Below are 18,593 nucleotides of genomic sequence, written 5' to 3'. Positions count from 1 at the left end.
TCCTCGGGAAGACAAAAAACAAAAAGGGCCCCGGCTGAGTGCACGCTGGTCGCATGCATTCAGCCGGAGCCCTTGCCTTGGCTCCTGATTGGCATCGATTCGTCTTCTGGCTTCCGGATCAGCCGAAGCGCTGCGCCTTCCCTGCGCGGCATGCCCCGCAAGTGGCTGGTCTGGCGACCATGCAGTCTTCGTCCCCGGTTACAGCGGCGGGCCCGCCACGGATTCGCACCGTGTTCCGTATCTCGATGCCGATAGGAGGGCGGATTCTCTCAAGCCGCCGCGCCACGGGTCAATTCGTCCTAAAGGCCTAGTTCCTGCCACATCGTGTCGACACGCTTCTTGACGTCGGTATCCATCACGATGGGCCGCCCCCACTCGCGGCTGGTTTCGCCCGGCCACTTGTTGGTAGCATCCAGCCCCATCTTGGAGCCGAGGCCAGCGACCGGGCTGGCGAAATCGAGGTAGTCGATCGGCGTGTTGTCGACCAGCGTCGTGTCGCGCGTCGCGTCCATCCGCGTCGTCATCGCCCAGATCACTTCCTTCCAGTCGCGGATGTCGATGTCGTCGTCCACCACGATGATGGTCTTGGTGTACATGAACTGGCGCAGGAAGGACCAGATGCCAAACATGATGCGCTTGGCGTGGCCGGGGTAAGCCTTCTTGATGCTGACGATGGCCATCCGGTATGAGCAGCCTTCCGGCGGCAGGTAAAAATCGACGATTTCCGGATACTGTTTCTGCAGCAGTGGTACGAACACCTCGTTGAGCGCGACGCCGAGCACGGCCGGCTCATCGGGCGGCTTGCCGGTGTAGGTGCTGTGGTAGATCGGGTCGCGGCGCATGGTGATGCGCTCGATGGTGAATACCGGGAATTCGGCCTGCTCGTTGTAGTAGCCGGTGTGGTCGCCATACGGCCCTTCGAGCGCCACCTCGCCGGGATGAATGACGCCTTCGAGCACGATCTCGGCCGAGGCGGGCACCTGCAGGGTCGAGCCGAGGCATTGCGTCAGCTCGGTCTTGCCGCCGCGCAGCAGGCCGGCGAACTGGTATTCCGACAACGAATCGGGCACCGGCGTCACGGCGCCGAGAATGGTCGCCGGATCGCAGCCGAGCACGACGGCGACCGGGAACGGTTGCCCCGGATTGGCCAGTTGATGCTCGCGAAAATCCAGCGCCCCGCCGCGATGCGCCAGCCAGCGCATGATCACCTTGTTCGACCCGAGCACCTGCTGGCGGTAGATGCCGAGGTTCTGCCGGTTCTTGTGCGGGCCCTTGGTGACGACCAGGCCCCAGGTGATCAGCGGTGCGATGTCACCCGGCCAGCAGTGCTGGATCGGCAGGCGACTCAAATCGACATCCTTGCCCTCCCACACGACTTGCTGGCACGGCGCGTTCGACACCTTCTTCGGCGCCATATTCATGACCTGCTTGAGGATGGGCAGCTTGTCCCAGGCGTCCTTGAGGCCCTTGGGCGGTTCCGGTTCCTTCAAATACGCCAGCAGCTTGCCGACTTCACGCAGGGCCTGCACCGATTCCTCACCCATGCCGAGCGCCACCCGTTTCGGCGTACCGAACAGGTTGGCCAGCACCGGGATCGTATGCCCCTTCGGTTTTTCGAAGAGCAGGGCCGGCCCGCCAGCGCGCAGGACCCGGTCGCCGATTTCGGTCATTTCAAGGTGGGTATCGACCTCGACGCCGATCCGTTTGAGTTCGCCGGTCTTTTCCAGTTGCGACATGAAGTCGCGCAGATCGTGATATTTCATCGGGTGCGATACGAAAAGTGACAGCCGACACAGGCTGAAGTCAGGTTGGGCAGCAGGGCCAGCGCCTTGTCCCGGTCACCGGTCTTGGCCACGATGGCGAACTCGCTGACCGCCTTGTGGCCATCCATGCCGATACCGTGCATGGCCGGCGGCATGTGCGGACCGGGCCGGGCGTCGAAAGGCTTGCTGCGGTGCTTGCCCATGGCCGACATGCCGAGCTTGGCCTCGGCCGCCTCGCCGGCTTCCTTGACCTTGCCTTCGGCCATCAGCGACAGCACTTCATTGACCGCGACCAAGTTGTCGAGCATTTCCTGGCGCAGCGACTCCTGAGCCGGTGCCGGCAGTTTGGCCAACTGGCGGGCGTCTTCGGCGAATACAGCAGTCGACAGGCAACACAGGGCAAAAATCAAAGCTTTCATCAGAAGCTCCTTCCGGAAACCAGAAAATCAACGGCAATGCCGGCGAAAATCGCGGCGCCGACCCAGTTGTTGTGCAGGAAAGCCTTGAAGCACGGCGTCCGCTCCCGACCACGAATCCAGGTGTAATGCACGCCCATGATGCCGGCTGCCACCACCAGTCCGGTGTAAAAAGCAGGGCCAAGATTCAGTGTGTAGCCAATCCAGCCGATGATGGCCAGCGTCGCGGCGTAGCAGAACATCACGGCAGCCACATCGAAGCGGCCAAAGGTGATGGCCGAGGTCTTGATGCCGATTTTCAGGTCATCGTCACGGTCGACCATGGCGTATTCGGTATCGTAGGCCACCGCCCAGAAGACGTTGGCGAGCAACAGCCACCACGCCTCGGGCGGCACTCCGCCGATATGGGCGGCGTAGGCCATCGGGATGCCAAAACCAAAAGCGACGCCCAGATAAGCCTGGGGAATGGCCAGGAAACGCTTGGTGAATGGATAGCTCGCCGCCAGAAAGACAGCCGGCACCGACAGCCAGATGACCAACGTATTGCCGAGGACTAGCACCAGCAGGAATGAGAGCAGCGACAGTCCGGCAAACAGCGCCAGCGCTTCCTTGGTCGTCACCTTTCCAGAAGTCAGCGGCCGCTCTTTCGTGCGCTCGACATGCTTGTCGAAGTCGCGATCGGCATAATCGTTGATCACGCAACCGGCCGAACGCATCAGCACGGTGCCGAGCACGAAAATCCAGACGATGATCCAGTTCGGCCGCCCCAACGACGACAGCCACAAGGCCCACAGCGTCGGCCAGAGCAGCAGCAGGATGCCGATCGGCTTGTCGAGCCGCATCAGCTTTTCGTAGAGGTCGAGTTTTTCTTTGAGCGCTGGCCAGTTCATCTGATGATTTTACCTTGGCAGACACGGGGAACTGCAGAAAGGATTCCCTCGGGGGGAATGCCGCTCAGTTAAACGTCATTCCCGCACCGGCGGGAATCCAGGCATCACGAATTTGCTGGGTTCCCGCTTTCGCGGGAACGACAAGCCCCGGGGAGGACTCAGTCCTTTTTGACCCGTGAAGCCTGCTGCCAGGCGACGACCGCCTGCCCGGAATGCGCCAGGATGGCCTGATAACGTTCCTGCGGCAAAGCATGGCGCAGCGAGGCGAACAACTGCTGCGTTCCCTCCTGGGCCTGCGCCGATTCGGGCACGACATCGGAGAGCAGGGCAATCTGGATATTGGCCAGCGCATCGGCCAGCAGGCGCCAGCCCAGTTCCGGCATCTGCTGGTTCAGCGCCAACATCATGCTGCCCAGCGCCTGGACGATGGCCTCGATCTGCTCAGCAGTTTCGCAGGCGGCCATCGCATGCCACAGCGCCAGATGAATGCCGCGGCGCAGATCGACCTTGAAGTCGATGGCATCCGATTCCACCACATCGATCTGCTCGAAATATTTCTGGAAAAGCATGTCGTTGCGCGCGTCCAGCCGAGTGCGCAAGCCGCCGATCAGCGCTGTCAGGGGGTGAATGGCATCGAGCTTGAACGCCTGGGTATAGGCCAGACCCCACTGGTCGAGACCGCTGATCAGCATGGCCAGACGCAGCGCCCGCGCCTCGTCACTGGCAGCGGCCTGACACCAGTCATAACAGTGCGCCGCCACCTCGCCCAGCACCCCGACATCCGGCGCGGCATCGGTCACCGCCGCCTGGCGGAAAACCCCGGCAAAGACATCTTGCGCCATCCGCGCGGCAAGACGCTGGATATCGGTATTGGCCAGCTTGGCGAGTTGGTCAGCAGGGATTGGGTTGGCAGTGGTCATGGCGAATCGGAATATGGGAAATCGCCATTTTAACGGGACACCACCGCGCCGAGCCTGAATGCTGCGATTGAAATTCCCAGAGCTGCATCAAACACTGGCAGGCCTCCACCGAATGACATTGAACTTTTCGATGCGTAACGAATCAAGCAAGCAAATGTCATTCAAACGAAACCTGCCGCGCAAATACTCCGGCATCGCACTTTCATTCCAATAACCAATTTAAAGGCATCTCAAGACAACGCACATCAACGGGGGTAGCCACATGAGCGCATGCAAGCATCACGGACCGGCCAGCCAAGGCCAACACTTCGTTCGACGCACCTAAGCGTCCGCGGCTCGGCCAAGGCATCCAACCCCAATGGACCACAACGCCACCCAGTGGCTGGCCCACATCGCCGACATGCTGGGCGCCGAAGCTAGCGGCATGCTCACGGTGCATCCGGATGGGCAGCACAGCCTGATTGCCAACGGCCACAGCGACAGCGCCATCACTCAGTACCGGGATCATTTCAGCCACCTCGACCCCCTGCCGCAACTGCTCGAAGAACGCCCCGCCGGGCGCGCCATCGTCCTCGACACCACCCGCCACCCCGCCTACTTGGCAAACCCGGAACTCTGCCACGACTACCTGCGGCCGCACGGCATCGACCATGTCATCGCAGCCCAATGGCGCCACCCGGATGGCACACTGTTTGTGGTCGGTGTCCAGCGCTTTCATGGCTCGGAACCGTTCTCCGTCGGGCAAGGCCAGGAACTTGACCGCTTCATCCACCACTGGCGCGTCGGCAACGCCATACCGCTGCCGGAAGGCCTGGCAAGCCGCCCCGCCAACTCGCGGCGCAGTTGCGACATTGCTTCCCAGATCAACATTCCGCTCGCCGTCGTCAATGCCAATCTGGCCGTCGCCTGGGCCAACACCGCCGCCCACGAAAACCCCGGGGCCGCCTGGGTTGTCCTGTTTGAAAAACCCGGCACTACCGCCCCCCAAGCCAGGCTCCGCCAAAAACTGAAAGAGCTGGTCGGTACCAGCCTCCGTCACCGCTCAGCCGCCGAAGCGCTCGTTGCCAGCAGCGACGACACCTGGTTTGCCTCCGCCACCCCGGTCGACGGCAAGCCGAACCTCGCGCTGCTCCGCCTCACCGCCATGCACCACCTCGCCCCCGGCGTGCGTTGCCGCCTCGAACACCTCTACGGCCTAACCCGCGCCGAAGCCGAATTGACCGTACTGCTCGCCAAGGGCGAAAGCCTGGAAGCCATCGCCGCAGCCCGCGCCGTCAAACTCGACACTGTTCGGACGCAGTTGCGGACGGTGTACAAGAAAACCGGAACGCACCGGCAAGGGGAACTGGTTTGTTTGACGGGGGCGCTCGGCAACGGTTAGTACCCGGCTGCGCATACCTCAAATAGGGAATGCGATAAGCATTAGGGGTATTTACTATTGAGCTAGGCAAGAATCTTGCCTATGTGGTCACCATATTATTTCAAACGACAAGGAAAAAAACATGTCATGCACATTTAATGGGACGCAATATTCGGAAGGTTCACTTATTTGTATGAACGGGAGGGAACTAAAGTGTCGTGGAGGTGAGTGGGCCGAAACGGGGTATGGCTGCAGTCAACGCACTTCGAACACGACAATGGCGATGCTAACGATCTCAGACGAACTTCTACTCGGCGCCCCAGACGAAAAACAATTGGCTGCATTGGGACAAATAGTGCGCGACGGAATGCGGTGCATCAAACACTACGAAACCACCCTCCAAAAACGTAAAGACGCCACTGCACCAACGTCCGAACTAGCTGATACCGTTAGAGAAGGTTGGAATATATCTGCAAGTAACGACCACGGTTCTCAAAGCGTTACTGGCTCCGCTTCGGTAAATGTTGGCGGCTCTACCGTAAGCGGAACTGTAAAGGTAGACAATAAGGGGGAGACCTCGACAACGATATCAATCGGTGGAAGTTTCTAGTCTGGATAGGAATCCGAAGACCTTAGGAGGGCGCACGTCCCTTTGGTGTACCGAAAGCACAATCGAGTGCACTTTCAACATCTCTATCAAGGCTCACTCACTGCTCACATAGGAGGAAAGTTTCGATGCCGAATATTCATAAGTCAGCGCTCCAGATAAATGGCAGATCGTTCAAATCAGTCGACGACTATGCGCTCCATGGCAGAGGCTGTGCGACTTCACATCCGAACCGATATCAAATCGAACGCAATGATGAACGCATACGATCAGCTCGAATAGATGTGGAGCGGATCGGTGGTATAGAAATCGATATTCAGTTTATTCACCTCACCCTGAATGACAACGGAGCGATCTCGGAAGCTCAACGAGCTAGACAAGTTGCCGTTCTAAATGAAGCATATTCTGCGGCGGGGGTTACGTTTAGATATGATCCTGCGACGGTGAAAGTACACGAAAGTGCAGAATGGTTCGTAATGGATCATGGAAGTGTCGCAGAAAGATATGCGAAGTCCGCTTTACGTGCCAGCCCGGAACGTCACTTGAACTTCTATACCGCAGGCTTGACTGCGGGACTATTGGGATGGGCTACCTTCCCTTGGGAGTTGGAAGGCGATAGAGACCGAGACGGAGTGGTTATTCTCTACTCAACCTTACCTGGAGGAGATGCAGAACCGTACAATTTGGGACTCACCGCTGTACATGAAATCGGCCATTGGCTTGGCCTATACCATACGTTCCAAGGGGGTTGTGACGCCTTCGGAGATCACGTAGGCGACACTACAAGTCACTCTGGACCAAATTCTGGAACTCCAGATGACTTGAAACCCAACAACGCTTGCAAGGAGGGGGAAGTTGCCCCCGTTCACAACTACATGAACTACGTGGACGACGGATGGATGACAGAATTCACGCGAGGACAAGTGGAGCGCATAAAGATGCATCTCGCCGAGTATCGACGAGGGTTCCTTACCTAAAACAGCCCAACCCAGAGCAAAAAAACCGCAGTTGGCGGCGTATTCAAATCTGCTCGATGGTGTAACCAATATCACCAATGCCGGCAAGGCTCCGGTGTTAGCTACTGCTGAACCGCCCGGCCGAACTGCTTGGTCACAAACCCCAAAATCATCCGCGAAGCATCCGGCCTCTTCGCGTCGCCGAAGGGTTGCCCGGTCGCGGCATAGCGGGCGCCGGCGTAATGGCTGCCTGTGTCATGGTCTTCAGCATTGACCGATAGGCTCCATGCGACTGAATCTGGCTCTTATTGTCGCCAGCTGAATGCTTAACTCACCGACTGCCACCGCACACCGGCCAACTCGGGAAAAATCGGACGCTGCAGTTTTTGCTAACAGGAACAAATGCAATTCCGACCGTTCCGTTTGGCGCGATAAAGCTTGTCGTCCGCCCGCTCGATCAAGGTCGTATACGTGCCCTCCTCGCCGGGAATCATGGTGCAGACCCCAGCGCTGATCGTGATCACACCAACTGGTGATACCGCATGCGGAATTTTCAGGGCGGCCACCACTTCACGGCATTTTTCGGCAATCTGCAGCGCGGCATCACCTGGTGTCTGCGGCAGGACAAGGGCAAACTCCTCACCGCCGTAGCGGGCAAAGAGGTCTGTCGAGCGCAAGGGCATCTGGCTGACTTCGCGGGTCAGACGGACCAGGCATTCATCGCCCTTCACATGGCCGTAGTGGTCGTTGTAACCCTTGAAATGGTCGACATCGAACATCAGCAGCGACAGCGGCTCCTGGCTGCGCTTGCCGCGCGCCCATTCGGCAGCCATCGTCTGATCGAACAGGCGGCGGTTGGCGATGCCGGTCAAGCCATCCTGATGCGACCAGGCTTCAAGCTTGCGATTGAGTTCGACAACATCCTGCTCCATCTGCTTGCGGGCCGAAATATCGAACATGAAGCCGACCAGATCCGTCGTCACGCCATTTCCATCACGGATGACATGCACCACGTCGCGAATCCACACGTAGCTGCCGTCAGCCTTCAAGGCCCGGTAGTCGGCCTCGTGATCAACGCCCTGTTCGGACTGGCTGATGCAGAAATTGGCCGTCTTTTCCCGATCTTCCAGATGGATGCGTTCGATCCAGTCCATCGCGCCGAGCCAGCTGTCACGCGGCCAGCCGAGCAGCGTCTCGATTTGGGGGCCGATGTAATCGAACTGCTTGGTCTGCCAGTTGATCTTCCACGGAATCGCCTTGGTCGATTCGAGCAGGGTCTTGTAAACGCCCCAGTCATCGCTGCCTTCGAGCCGATCGATGCCATTAAAGGTCTGCGCTTCTTCCACGTTGTCTCCTCTATTGCCAAAACGAATCAGGGTTGCCAGTTGGGCACGACACCGCGCGCCATTTCGAGAGTTGTCTGCTTGCACCTTAGCACGGTGTCGCGCCCGACTGGTGCCGGATCGGCCACGGTCAAGGCAACGAGATGCCTTGCCATTTCAGACCATCGCTCCTGACTTAACGGTCAACCGGAAATTTGGCCAAAAGCCGTATCTAACGGCGGTTACCGGAGAACACCACACGCAAGCCTTCGATGATGGCACCAAGCAGGAAACCGGCACCGAACGGCGCGCCGATCATCACCCCAAGCATCATCAGGTAATTGGCGTAGTCGCCGTGATGATTCTGCATGTAGGCGTAACTGGACCATCCAGTACAACCGCAAACAAGCGCAGCAATCAGGTAGAGCATGAATTTCGCGCTGCTCGGCTCGGGCCGCTCACGCTGGCCGTTGACCTTCCGTTTGCGCATCACCGAATAGCCGATGACCAGTACGATGGCGACAAATTCGATCAGCGGTTTGTACCCCTCGCTCAGTCTGAAGGTCATGGCGAATCTCAGCGGATGTTGCCGCGCAGGTCGCGCACCCGTGCCTGCAGGCATTCCGGCGTGGCTTCGGCCGGCGCCACCGCAGCCCCGACACTCAGCGCAATGTCCGAAAACAGGCCGCGCCGGAATGGTGTCTGCATGGCATGACCATCAACCCGCGAGAAAAAGCTGCCCCACAGGCCGCTCAGCGCCATTGGCACAACGGATACCGGGTTGGCCGCGAGGATGCGGCTGATGCCGGGCCGGAAGGGCTGCACTTCGCCGTCGCGGGTGATGTGTCCTTCCGGGAAGATGCCGACCAGGTCACCGTTGGCCAGCGCCCGCGCCACTTCGGCGAAGGCCGCTTCCATCATCGCCGGATCTTCCTTGGCCGAGGCAATGGGGATAGCGCCGCAATGGCGGAAGACGAAGCCGAGCAGCGGCGTCTTGAAGATTCGGTGATCCATCACGAAGCGGATCGGTCGCGGCGAAGCGCCCATGATGATCACCGCATCGGCAAAGCTAACATGGTTGGCGACCAGCACCGCGGCGCCTTCCTGCGGGATGTTTTCCAGCCCGGTCGTACGCAGGCGATAGATGGCCTTGACCAGCAGCCAGGCGACGAAGCGGAGCAGGAACTCCGGCACCAGCCCGTAGATGTAGATCGCGACTGCCGCGTTGAGCAGGGCGGCAATGCCGAACAGCGCCGGCATCGACAGCCCTTCGCCAAGTGCGGCCGCCGCACCGAGGGCGCCGACCACCATGAACAGGGCGTTGAGGATGTTGTTGGCGGCGATGATCCGCGCCCGACACTCCGGCGAGCTGCGCAACTGGACCAGCGCATAGAGCGGCACGATGAAGAAGCCGCCGAAAACGCCGAGCATCATCAGGTCGAACAGCACACGCCAGATGGCCGGAATGCTGAGCAGGGCAAGCAGTTCGTGCGGCGTCGTACCGGCCAAGCCGACCGGCGAGGCGAAGTAGAGGTCCAGCCCGAACAGCGTCAGGCCGATCGAGCCGAAGGGCACCAGACCGATTTCGACATGCTTGCCGGACATCCTTTCGCAGAGCATCGAACCGATACCGATGCCGACCGTGAAGACCGCCAGCAGCAGAGTGACCGACGATTCGCCACCACCGAGCACAAACTTGGCGTAGGCCGGGAACTGGGCAAGGAACAGGGCGCCATAGAGCCAGAACCACGAAATGCCGAGGATGGACAGGAAGACCGTGCGGTTCTGCCGGGCGAAGGCGATATTGCGCCAGGTTTCGCTGAGCGGATTGAGATTGACCTTCAGCGCCGGCGCCGGGGCTGGCGCGGCCGGAATGCCACGACTGGTCAGGTAGCCAGCGAAAGCGACGACAAAGCCGCCGACCGCAATCCAGGCCGGATGCTCGACCGAACCGGCGAGCAGACCGCCAGCCAGGGTGCCGATCAGGATGGCGACAAAGGTGCCGGCCTCGATCAGCGCATTGCCACCGACCAACTCTTCCTCGTGCAGATGCTGCGGAATGATCGCGTACTTGACCGGCCCGAACAGTGTCGAATGACAGCCAAGCATGAACAGCGCCGCCATCAGGACCGGCAGGCTGTGCAGAAAGAAGCCAGCCGCCGCAACACCCATGATGACCATCTCCAGCACCTTGACCAGCCGGGCCAGCATCGCCTTGTCGTACTTGTCGGCCAACTGCCCGGCGGTGGCCGAGAACAGGAAGAAAGGCAGGATGAAGATGCCCGCCGCCAGGTTGGCCAGCAGTTCCGGCTTCAGCGTGGTCCATTGCGCCGCCTGAAAAGTCAGCAGCACGACCAGCGCGTTCTTGAACAGGTTGTCGTTGAAGGCGCCAAGGAACTGGGTGGCGAAGAAGGGCGCGAAACGCCTGGTTTTCAGAAGGCCGAATTGACCGCTCATGCTTGGCTCGCAGCGAAAAGGCGGCGGGTCTGGAAAACCGCCGGAGAAAAGGAATGGCCCTGCCAATTGAGCAGGCGCTTCAAGGTGAAGTCGAAGAGCAGCGGATTGTGCTGGCGCAGGATGTCGAGATCGTTAATTGCTGCTTTCGGCAGCAGACCGGCCTTGGCCAACGCGGAGGTCGAGGTCAGCGGCACGATGCCGGGCAGCGGGTAATCGGAACCGTGCAGCAGTCGATCGTGCAGGTCGCCGCGTTCGAGCAATGTGCGGATCAGCACCGGCTTGCGGTTGCGCTGGGTGATAGCCGAGATATCGCCGTGCAGCAACCCGTTGGCGCGCGGCTCGGCCATCAGCTTCAGGAAGAGATCAAAACTGCTGAGCACCTTGCCATCGTCGTCAAGATCGTCACCCAACGAAGCACAGTGCGCGACCACCACCTTCACCCCGGCATCGAGCGCCCGGCGCAGGCGCAGCGGGTTGCCGAAAGCCTGCGTGTCGCTGCCCTTGACCGCCTTCTCCTCGCCACAATGGACGATCAGCGGCATGCGGCTCTCGGCCAGCACACGGTAGAAGGCATCGCATTTCGCATCGGCCGGGTCCATGCCCATCGCGGCCGGCAGCCATTTGACCGCGCGGGCACCGTTGGCGATGGCCAGTTTCAGATCATCGGCAGCGTTCGCCCGATAGGGATGTAGCGACGCCACCCACTCGAAGCGTGCCGGGAAGTCCCGCGCCAGCTTGGCCGCCCAGGCGTTCGGCACGTAGAAAGCTGAATGCTCGGGATGCGCATCGCCCTTGCCATCATGAAAACGCTCGAAGGCGAAGAGCATGACCTTGAAGCCTTCCGGCATCGCATCGCACAGGTTGAGCAAGCGGGCGACGTAGGCCTGATCGACCTTGCCCGGCGCATCGTGCGCACAGCCGGCGTTCATGTAGAACAGCCGCTGGGCGTAGTGCAGCGGATGCAGCACCGACGACAGTTGCGGCCCGACCACAATGCCGCTGCCGCCATCGCCGATGCCGGCCAGATGGACGTGGCAGTCCCAGAGCTGCGCCGGATCAATGCCGGCCCAGGCTTGTTGCAGCCACGGGCTGTCGATCAGTCCGGCGGGAATGGCGACCCGACATTTGTTGACCAGCAGCGGCTTGGCCGACACCCAGCCTGCGGCCGACAGCGCGGCACCACCGGCCAACAGACCGAGCAGGCGGCGGCGATTCAGATTGGCCTGCATCAAACAGCTTCCGCCAAGCGTTTCAGCGTCACGTAATCGACCTTGCCAGTGCCGAGCAGCGGCAGCGCCTCGACCTTGTGGATCTTGCGCGGCACGGCCAGTTCCGGCACGCCGATTTCGCGCGCTTTGGCGGCGAGCAGTTCGCGCGTCAGTTCGCCATCGGTGGTGAATAGCACCAGCGCTTCGCCCTTGGCCGGGTCGGGCTGACTGGAGGCGGCGTGGGGCAAGGCTGGCGAGGTTGCGGTGGCGAGTTTTTCGACCACTTCCAGGCTGACCATTTCGCCGGCGATCTTGGCAAAACGTTTGACCCGGCCAACGATCTTGACGAAACCATCCTCATCCAGCTCCACCACATCACCGGTTTCATACCAGCCATCGCCGATATCCGAAACCGGCGGTTGCAGCACGCCGGGCAGGTCGGCTTTCAAGTAACCGGCCATCACGTTGGGGCCACGCACATGCAGGATGCCGCCGTGCTCGATGCCCGGCACGGGCACCAGCTTGTGTTCGACGCCGGGCAACAGGTTGCCGACAGTACCGGTCCGGTAGGCCATCGGCGTATTGACGGCGAGCACCGGTGCGGTTTCGGTCGCGCCGTAGCCTTCGAAAATGCGCAGGCCGAACTTCTCGAACCAAACGTTGCGCACCGACTCGGACAGCTTCTCGGCGCCGGCCACGACATAACGCAGGCGGTAGAAGTCGTACGGGTTGGCGAACTTGGCGTAGTTGGCGAGGAAGGTCGAGGTGCCGAACAGCACGGTGCAGCCACGGTCGTAGGCCAGTTCCGGAATCACCCGATAGTGCAGCGGCGACGGGTAGAGAAAGAGGCTGGCGCCGTTCAGGACCGGCAGCAGCGCGCCGGCGGTCAGGCCGAAGGAGTGGAAGATCGGCAATGCGTTGAGCACCTTGTCGTAGACCGAGAAGTCGATCACCGAACGGATCTGCGCGATGTTGGCGAGAATGGCCCGGTGCGGCAGTACGACACCCTTCGGCTTGCCTTCGGAACCAGAGGTAAACAACACGACGGCGGCATCCTCCGGCGAGGCCGGCAGTTCAAAGGCGCGCGGAAAATGCAGCGCGTAGCCCATCAGCCACAGCTTGTCACCGAGGCCGATCTTTTCCCGGACATCCTCCAGATATACCAGTTGCACGCCGCTCAGCCCGGCCAGCTTGTCGATCAGTTTGGCCTGCTCGACGAAGGCGCGCGAAGTAACGACAGTACGAATTTCAGCGGCATCGCAGGCGGCCTGGATGGCCTCGGTGCCAGCCGAATAGTTGAGCATGGCCGGAATACGTTTTCTTGCGGTCAAGCCGAAAATCAGGCCGATGGTCGGCACCAGATTGGGCAGCAGCAGACCGACCTTCTCGCCGGGCTGCGAAATACGCTCAATCTGGCGGCCCAGCATCAGCGCCATTTTCAGCAGGTCGTTATACGAATATTCGATCTGCTTGACGTCTTCCAGCAAGCGGCGCCGACGACCATAGATCTCGGCCGCATCGCACAGCGCGGCATAGAGCGTCTGCTGCGGCCGCGAGGCGAAGATCATTTCCTGCATCAGCCGGCGCATCGCCTCGCCCGACTTGCGACGGCGCAGCTTGGCGGTGGCGCCTTCCGGCATCGGAAAATGGCGCTCGGGCAGAATGCTCAGGCGGACTTTCGGGAACAAGGTCTTCGGGTGCTTGCCCGACAGGCGCGAGAAGTAGCTGCGATGGGCACCATCGACCCGCACCGGCACCACGGTCGCGCCGGTCTTGGCGGCAACAAAAGCCGGGCCGTCGTAGACCTTCATCAGCGAACCAGTCAGCGTGATACGCCCTTCCGGAAAAATCACCACCGGGCGGCCGGATTCGATCAGGCGGATGACCTTCTTCATCGCCATCGGGCTGGTCGGATCAACCGCCAGATACTCGACCTGCGACAAAAGGATGCGGAAGAAAAAACTCTCGGCGATGGTCGTATGCACGACGAACACCGGGTCGATAGGCAGGAACAAGCCGATCAAAAGACCATCAAGGAAAGACTGGTGATTGGCGACGATCAGCAGGCGTTCATGATCAAAACTCGCCTGTTGCATCGGCACTTCAATGCGAAACAGCAACCGGGCCAGACCGCGCAACAGCGGCCGCAACAACTTGCGCATCATGAATGCTCCCGCAGGTAATCGAGCACGTTGGTAAAGGTGCTTTCCAGCGACTCGCGATTGATCCAGAACCAGACCTCCTTGCCAAGCTTCTCGGAAGCCAGCACACCGGACTCATGGAGGATTTTCAGGTGGTGCGAAACGGTCGACCGGGCGAGCGTGGAAACCTCGGCGATCTGCCCCACATTGAGCCGCTCGCCCGGCTCGAACAACAGCAGAATGCGCTGCCGATGCTCATCGCCCAGCGCCACAAAGATTTTCGACATCGCCTGCCAGGCAGGCGGAATCGCTTTGGTATAGTCGTTTTTCATATCGATAATATTAGTTATATCGATATGTTTTGGTCAAGAACTTTTAAAAAATCGTGTTGGTCGCTTTCGCTGAGCAGCTGGTTAGAGACGCTGGCGGGGCCGAAGACGTTATCGGCTTTGGCTTTACTTTTTTCTCCGCCCCGGGGGGCGGTGATGCCGCCGCCCCTTAGCCGTTGTAGGGGGCACCGAGCGGGTAGGAGCGGTGGGCCGTGGGTTTAGCGTCACACGCAGAGACTTAACTCGGTTTAAATTTACTGTCCCCGAAGTAAACTGTCCGCCAGTCGGACAAGCGGCTCGTATCAAAGTTGAAGTGCGCTATCGAATCATGGGAGAACATATCAAAGAAGCGTTTCACCGCCTCGGGTAGCGGCGCGGTGTCTTCCCACGCATCCTTGATGCTTCGCTCGCGGAGTGACAGTTTCTGGCCCTGGCTCTCCCTGAAGTAGATGTCCTGAACATCCCAGACATACTTGCGTTCCTCTTGCTTCAAGTCTTTCAAGGCATCGCTTGCTTCATCGTATTCTTTGTCTGCCGCTTTGCGCTCCTTAGCGGCCGCCTCGAATTGTTCCTCCTGCTCCGATGACCAAACGGGCATCTCACCGCCATAGGCCCCCTGATTTTCGGCCAATACGGACGCCTGTTGCTTGCGAGCAGCTTTGGCTTTTTTCTTCGCCTCGTCGCGCATCTGCACCAAGCGGGCCTTCGATACCGACTCGCCGTTGCTGGCAACCCGTTCTTTCAGCCAACGATGCATGACCTGCATGTGGGAGGCCAGCACCTCTTCCATCGTGCCAGTTTTCTTGGGAACGATATCGATATAGGCATTGAATACTTCGCGCAGTTGGGCATTGTCCTTCTTAAACTCATCCCGAACGCGGCTAGGTAGATCATCTATAGGCTCGAATAGAACTGAGCTTCCCCCGAAATTTCGTCTGCCAAGGGTGACATAAAATCGAGTCACTTTTGGAAGGCAGGAAATGAAGATACCGAAACAGGCATACACGATCGAGTTCAAGGAACTGGCGGTCAAACGAATCAAAGATGGCCAGAGCGTCAGCACGGTGTGCAAGGAACTCGGCCTCGGCGACCAGACCGTGCGCAACTGGGTCAAGGCATCAGCAGAAGGCAAGCTTGCCGGGGCGGGTAGCAGAGTAGTGACGCCAGAAGAGATGGAACTCACCCGGCTGCGTGCCGAGAATCTCCGGCTCAAGCGGGAGAACGAAATCCTAAAAAAAGCGACGGCGTACTTCGCAAAGGATGTTCTGTGAAGTACGCCTGGATTGCTGCGCAGGGCAAGGCGTATTCCCTGACAGAAATGTGCGATGTCCTCGACGTCAGCATCAGCGGCTATCGCGCCTGGAAGCGCGGCGGCAAACCGGATCGCAAGCGCCTGTCCGACAGCCAGATGCTGGCCCTGATCCGCGCTATTCATGCCGAACTCAGAGGGGCCTACGGCAGTCCGCGCATGGTGCGCGAGCTGCGGACGAGAGGTTTCTCGGCCAGCAAGGCACGGGTTGAACGGCTGATGCGTGACAACGGCATCTACGCCCGCCACAAGCGACGCTACAAGGTTACGACCGACTCGAAGCACGGCCTGCCGGTGGCGGAGAACCTGCTCGCCAGAAACTTTATGCCGACGGCGCCGAATCAGGTTTGGACGTCGGACATCACCTACCTGTGGACCGATGAAGGCTGGCTCTATCTGGCGATCGTTCTCGACCTGTTTAACCGCGAAGTGGTTGGCTGGTCGTTGAAGCCGCGCATGACGGCGGACATCGTGACGGATGCGCTGACCATGGCTTGGTTCAGGAAGCGGCCGGCGCCGGGGCTGATGCATCGAGCTTGTCAGAAATTTTGTGTGTGAGGCATAACATGTCGATAAGGAGCATGTATGCCAAGCAAGACGAGCAAGAAGAAACCGGCAGCGGCGCTGCCCAGCATTCCCAAAGAACTCATTGATCGGATGGTCATTGGCCCGATGGACGCCGAGGCGGTGAATGCCGCCTCGATGGCCTTCAAGAAGGCTCTGATTGAACGCATCCTGGGTGCCGAACTCAGCCATCACCTGGGTTACCCACCCGGCGCCGACAAGCCCGGCGAGATCGGCAACCACCGCAACGGGGTCAGCGGCAAGACCGTGCTGACCGACGATGGGCCGCTTCGGATCGACGTCCCGCGCGACCGTCAGGGCAGCTTCGAACCTTTGCTCATTCCCAAGCACGAGCGGCGTTTCACCGGCTTCGACGACAAGATCGTCGCCATGTACGCCCGCGGCATGACGGTGCGCGAGATTCAGGGATTTCTGGCCGAGCAGTACGACACAGAGGTGTCACCGGAATTCATCAGTTCGGTCACCGATGCGGTGATGGCCGAGGTCACCGCCTGGCAGTCGCGCCCACTAGAAGCGATGTATCCGGTCGTCTTCTTTGATGCCCTGCGGGTCAAGATTCGGGAGGATGCCGTGGTCCGCAACAAGGCCATCTATCTGGCCCTGGGCGTGCTGCCGGATGGCACACGGGACATCCTCGGGTTGTGGATCGAGAACACCGAGGGCGCCAAGTTCTGGATGAAGGTCTTCAACGATTTGAAGACCCGCGGCGTAGCCGACATCCTGATCGCCGTCACCGATGGCCTGAAGGGGATGCCGGAAGCGCTGTCCGCAGTGTTCCCGGCGACCACGCTGCAGACCTGCATCGTGCATCTGATTCGCAACAGCCTCGATTACGCCAGCAGGAAGGATCGCAAGGCGCTGGCGGCAGCGATCAAGCCAATTTACACGGCACCCAGCGCCGAAGCGGCCATGGCGGAACTGGAGGCCTTCGCGCAGGGGCTGTGGGGTGAGAAATTCCCGACCGTGGCCGCTGCCTGGCGTCGGGCCTGGGACCGGGTCATTCCCTTCTTCGTCTTCCCGCCGGCGATCCGCCGGGTGATCTACACGACCAACGCTATCGAAAGCGTCAATGCCCGGCTACGCAAGATCATCAAGACGCGCGGCCATTTCCCGAGCGACGATGCAGCCACCAAGCTGATCTGGCTGGCCTTGCGCAACATCACCGCCGACTGGGGACGGGCAGCCAAGGATTGGAAGGATGCCATGAACCAATTTGCCATCCTCTACGCCGAACGCTTTGAAGCTGCACGCGGATAAAATGACCACCGACTTTCCCACCGCGCCGTCAGCCTACGGTCTGAACGGACCTTCGGCAGCCGTCACCGTGGAAAAGTCTCCTCACGCCTCACGCGCAGAAATTCAGACACCCCCGATGCATCACTCCGACCGGGGCAGCCAATACGCCAGCCAGGTCTTTCAGGAGAAGCTCAGAGCCTACGGCATGACCTGCTCGATGAGCCGGAAAGGAAACTGCTGGGACAATGCGCCGACGGAGAGTTGGTTCAACAGCTTCAAGAACGAGCGAGTCCATGGTGTTCGCTACGCCACGCACGCCGAGATCAAGGCCACAACCTTTGAATACATCGAGGTTTTTTACAATCGGAAACCCTTAGGCTTGGGCTAAAAATGTTGCGTACGTTGATGGGGCGATTTAAATAACTCGCGATTCAGATAAGCAATAGCCACGCCCACAGAAATTGACGGGGTAACCCGCGCAAACGCCAACAGCGACAACGCTGGCAAACTGACTAGCGCGAGCAAATTCCGTCGCCTATTGATCAACATCAGATTCGTACTCCCAAAAGCTCAAAATAATCGCATCGGCTTGCAACCAATGCTTTGAACCTCGACACGTTTTAAGCCATTTTTTTCGAAGCACCTCTCGATTTCATTTTGAGAGATGAAACATTCCCGGCAATAGCTCCCAAGATTGTTCTCAGACACCGTTTTATTTTGCCGCCAGTCAGGACAGAGGGCTTCGGCTGTCGATGCAGCCAATGAAGAACCGTAGCTTGCTCCCGTGCTGGGATTTACAAACTGAACAGAGGCAAAAGGTTCTGCCTTTGCGCACTCTCTCGCGAGCATTTTCTCAATACGCTTCTTTGCAAGGTCAGCACTAACTTGAGCATCAATTTCGCACCCCCTTTTTAGCTGCTGGGTATCTTCCGGAAAAGAGGCCTGCCATTCATATGAACTCGTTGTTTCGAAACCGAAAATACAGCATGAAGACAAAAGCAGAGGCATTGCGACCAAGAGCAATCCCCGACCAACAACACGGCAGGACCACTCCCGTTTAACACCACTCATCCGAATAATCGACGCAAGCATTG

Annotated in this window: 16 protein-coding genes, 2 pseudogenes and 1 riboswitch; of the genes and pseudogenes, 5 read left to right on the top strand and 13 right to left on the bottom strand. The window is 59.6% G+C overall.

Annotation, left to right across the window (positions count from 1 at the left end; all coding sequences use genetic code 11):
• Positions 1-101: 101 nt before the first annotated feature.
• A riboswitch (cobalamin riboswitch) is annotated at positions 102-237 on the bottom strand.
• Between the two features lie 62 nt (positions 238-299).
• From ubiD to KI617_RS02150, 4 genes are all read right to left on the bottom strand, one after another.
• The gene (gene ubiD / locus KI617_RS02165; RefSeq protein ID WP_226450208.1) at positions 300-1,763 is read right to left on the bottom strand and encodes a 4-hydroxy-3-polyprenylbenzoate decarboxylase; all 1,464 of its coding nucleotides are present in this window, start codon (positions 1,761-1,763) and stop codon (positions 300-302) included.
• On the bottom strand, positions 1,760-2,182 hold the full coding sequence (locus tag KI617_RS02160) for a cytochrome C (RefSeq protein WP_226450206.1): 423 nt from the start codon (positions 2,180-2,182) through the stop codon (positions 1,760-1,762). Before KI617_RS02160 ends, ubiD begins: the two co-directional genes overlap by 4 nt.
• Complete coding sequence (gene ubiA, locus KI617_RS02155; RefSeq protein WP_226450204.1) at positions 2,182-3,069, bottom strand: 4-hydroxybenzoate octaprenyltransferase; 888 nt, start codon at positions 3,067-3,069, stop codon at positions 2,182-2,184. The genes KI617_RS02160 and ubiA overlap by 1 nt, the downstream gene beginning before the upstream one ends.
• Before the next feature lie 158 nt (positions 3,070-3,227).
• A complete protein-coding gene (locus tag KI617_RS02150) occupies positions 3,228-3,989 on the bottom strand; it encodes a hypothetical protein (protein WP_226450202.1) in 762 nt (253 codons plus the stop codon).
• A gap of 358 nt (positions 3,990-4,347) precedes the next feature.
• Between KI617_RS02150 and KI617_RS02145 the strand changes: the two genes are divergently transcribed.
• The gene (locus tag KI617_RS02145) at positions 4,348-5,370 is read left to right on the top strand and encodes a helix-turn-helix transcriptional regulator (RefSeq protein WP_226450201.1); all 1,023 of its coding nucleotides are present in this window, start codon (positions 4,348-4,350) and stop codon (positions 5,368-5,370) included.
• A 714-nt stretch (positions 5,371-6,084) separates the two neighbouring features.
• Positions 6,085-6,933 carry a zinc metalloprotease gene (locus tag KI617_RS02140; RefSeq protein WP_226450199.1) on the top strand — a complete coding sequence of 283 codons (849 nt, stop codon included), beginning with the start codon at positions 6,085-6,087 and terminating at the stop codon, positions 6,931-6,933.
• A gap of 368 nt (positions 6,934-7,301) precedes the next feature.
• Here KI617_RS02140 and KI617_RS02135 read toward each other — a convergent pair whose 3' ends face one another.
• The 8 genes from KI617_RS02135 to KI617_RS02105 all read right to left on the bottom strand — a co-directional run bounded on the left by KI617_RS02135 (position 7,302) and on the right by KI617_RS02105 (position 15,375).
• Complete coding sequence (locus KI617_RS02135) at positions 7,302-8,258, bottom strand: GGDEF domain-containing protein (protein ID WP_226450197.1); 957 nt, start codon at positions 8,256-8,258, stop codon at positions 7,302-7,304.
• Between the two features lie 26 nt (positions 8,259-8,284).
• Positions 8,285-8,410, bottom strand: a complete 126-nt coding sequence (locus KI617_RS20325; RefSeq protein ID WP_264180045.1) for a hypothetical protein — start codon at positions 8,408-8,410, stop codon at positions 8,285-8,287.
• A 56-nt stretch (positions 8,411-8,466) separates the two neighbouring features.
• Complete coding sequence (locus KI617_RS02130) at positions 8,467-8,802, bottom strand: hypothetical protein (protein ID WP_226450195.1); 336 nt, start codon at positions 8,800-8,802, stop codon at positions 8,467-8,469.
• Between the two features lie 8 nt (positions 8,803-8,810).
• A complete protein-coding gene (locus tag KI617_RS02125; protein ID WP_226450193.1) occupies positions 8,811-10,691 on the bottom strand; it encodes an MFS transporter in 1,881 nt (626 codons plus the stop codon).
• Positions 10,688-11,920: an amidohydrolase family protein gene (locus KI617_RS02120; protein ID WP_226450191.1), complete on the bottom strand. Its 1,233-nt coding sequence runs from the start codon at positions 11,918-11,920 to the stop codon at positions 10,688-10,690. Before KI617_RS02120 ends, KI617_RS02125 begins: the two co-directional genes overlap by 4 nt.
• On the bottom strand, positions 11,920-14,064 hold the full coding sequence (gene aas / locus KI617_RS02115) for a bifunctional acyl-ACP--phospholipid O-acyltransferase/long-chain-fatty-acid--ACP ligase (protein ID WP_319004135.1): 2,145 nt from the start codon (positions 14,062-14,064) through the stop codon (positions 11,920-11,922). Before aas ends, KI617_RS02120 begins: the two co-directional genes overlap by 1 nt.
• Positions 14,061-14,372: an ArsR/SmtB family transcription factor gene (locus KI617_RS02110; protein WP_011286167.1), complete on the bottom strand. Its 312-nt coding sequence runs from the start codon at positions 14,370-14,372 to the stop codon at positions 14,061-14,063. The genes aas and KI617_RS02110 overlap by 4 nt, the downstream gene beginning before the upstream one ends.
• A gap of 235 nt (positions 14,373-14,607) precedes the next feature.
• Positions 14,608-15,375, bottom strand: a complete 768-nt coding sequence (locus KI617_RS02105; protein WP_226450189.1) for a hypothetical protein — start codon at positions 15,373-15,375, stop codon at positions 14,608-14,610.
• Here KI617_RS02105 and KI617_RS02100 point away from each other — a divergent pair.
• The 3 genes and pseudogenes from KI617_RS02100 to KI617_RS02090 all read left to right on the top strand — a co-directional run.
• Positions 15,350-16,206 (top strand): annotated as a pseudogene (locus tag KI617_RS02100) (IS3 family transposase); the annotation flags it as partial. The gene KI617_RS02105 and the pseudogene KI617_RS02100 sit on opposite strands and share 26 nt — an antisense overlap.
• A 57-nt stretch (positions 16,207-16,263) precedes the next feature.
• On the top strand, positions 16,264-17,520 hold the full coding sequence (locus KI617_RS02095; RefSeq protein WP_226450188.1) for an IS256 family transposase: 1,257 nt from the start codon (positions 16,264-16,266) through the stop codon (positions 17,518-17,520).
• Positions 17,521-17,641: 121 nt separating this feature from the next.
• A pseudogene (locus KI617_RS02090) lies at positions 17,642-17,866 on the top strand (IS3 family transposase); the annotation flags it as partial.
• 203 nt (positions 17,867-18,069) lie between these two features.
• Here the strand turns inward: KI617_RS02090 and KI617_RS02085 are convergent.
• Positions 18,070-18,591 (bottom strand): hypothetical protein, encoded by a 522-nt coding sequence (locus KI617_RS02085; protein WP_226450186.1) that lies wholly within the window; start codon positions 18,589-18,591, stop codon positions 18,070-18,072.
• Positions 18,592-18,593: the final 2 nt, after the last annotated feature.

It is taken from the genome of Ferribacterium limneticum (genome assembly GCF_020510625.1).
GTDB classification, from domain to species: domain Bacteria; phylum Pseudomonadota; class Gammaproteobacteria; order Burkholderiales; family Rhodocyclaceae; genus Azonexus; species Azonexus limneticus_A.
The sequence above is the reverse complement of the archived record's forward strand: the minus strand, read 5'-3'. Positions and strand labels throughout refer to the sequence as shown.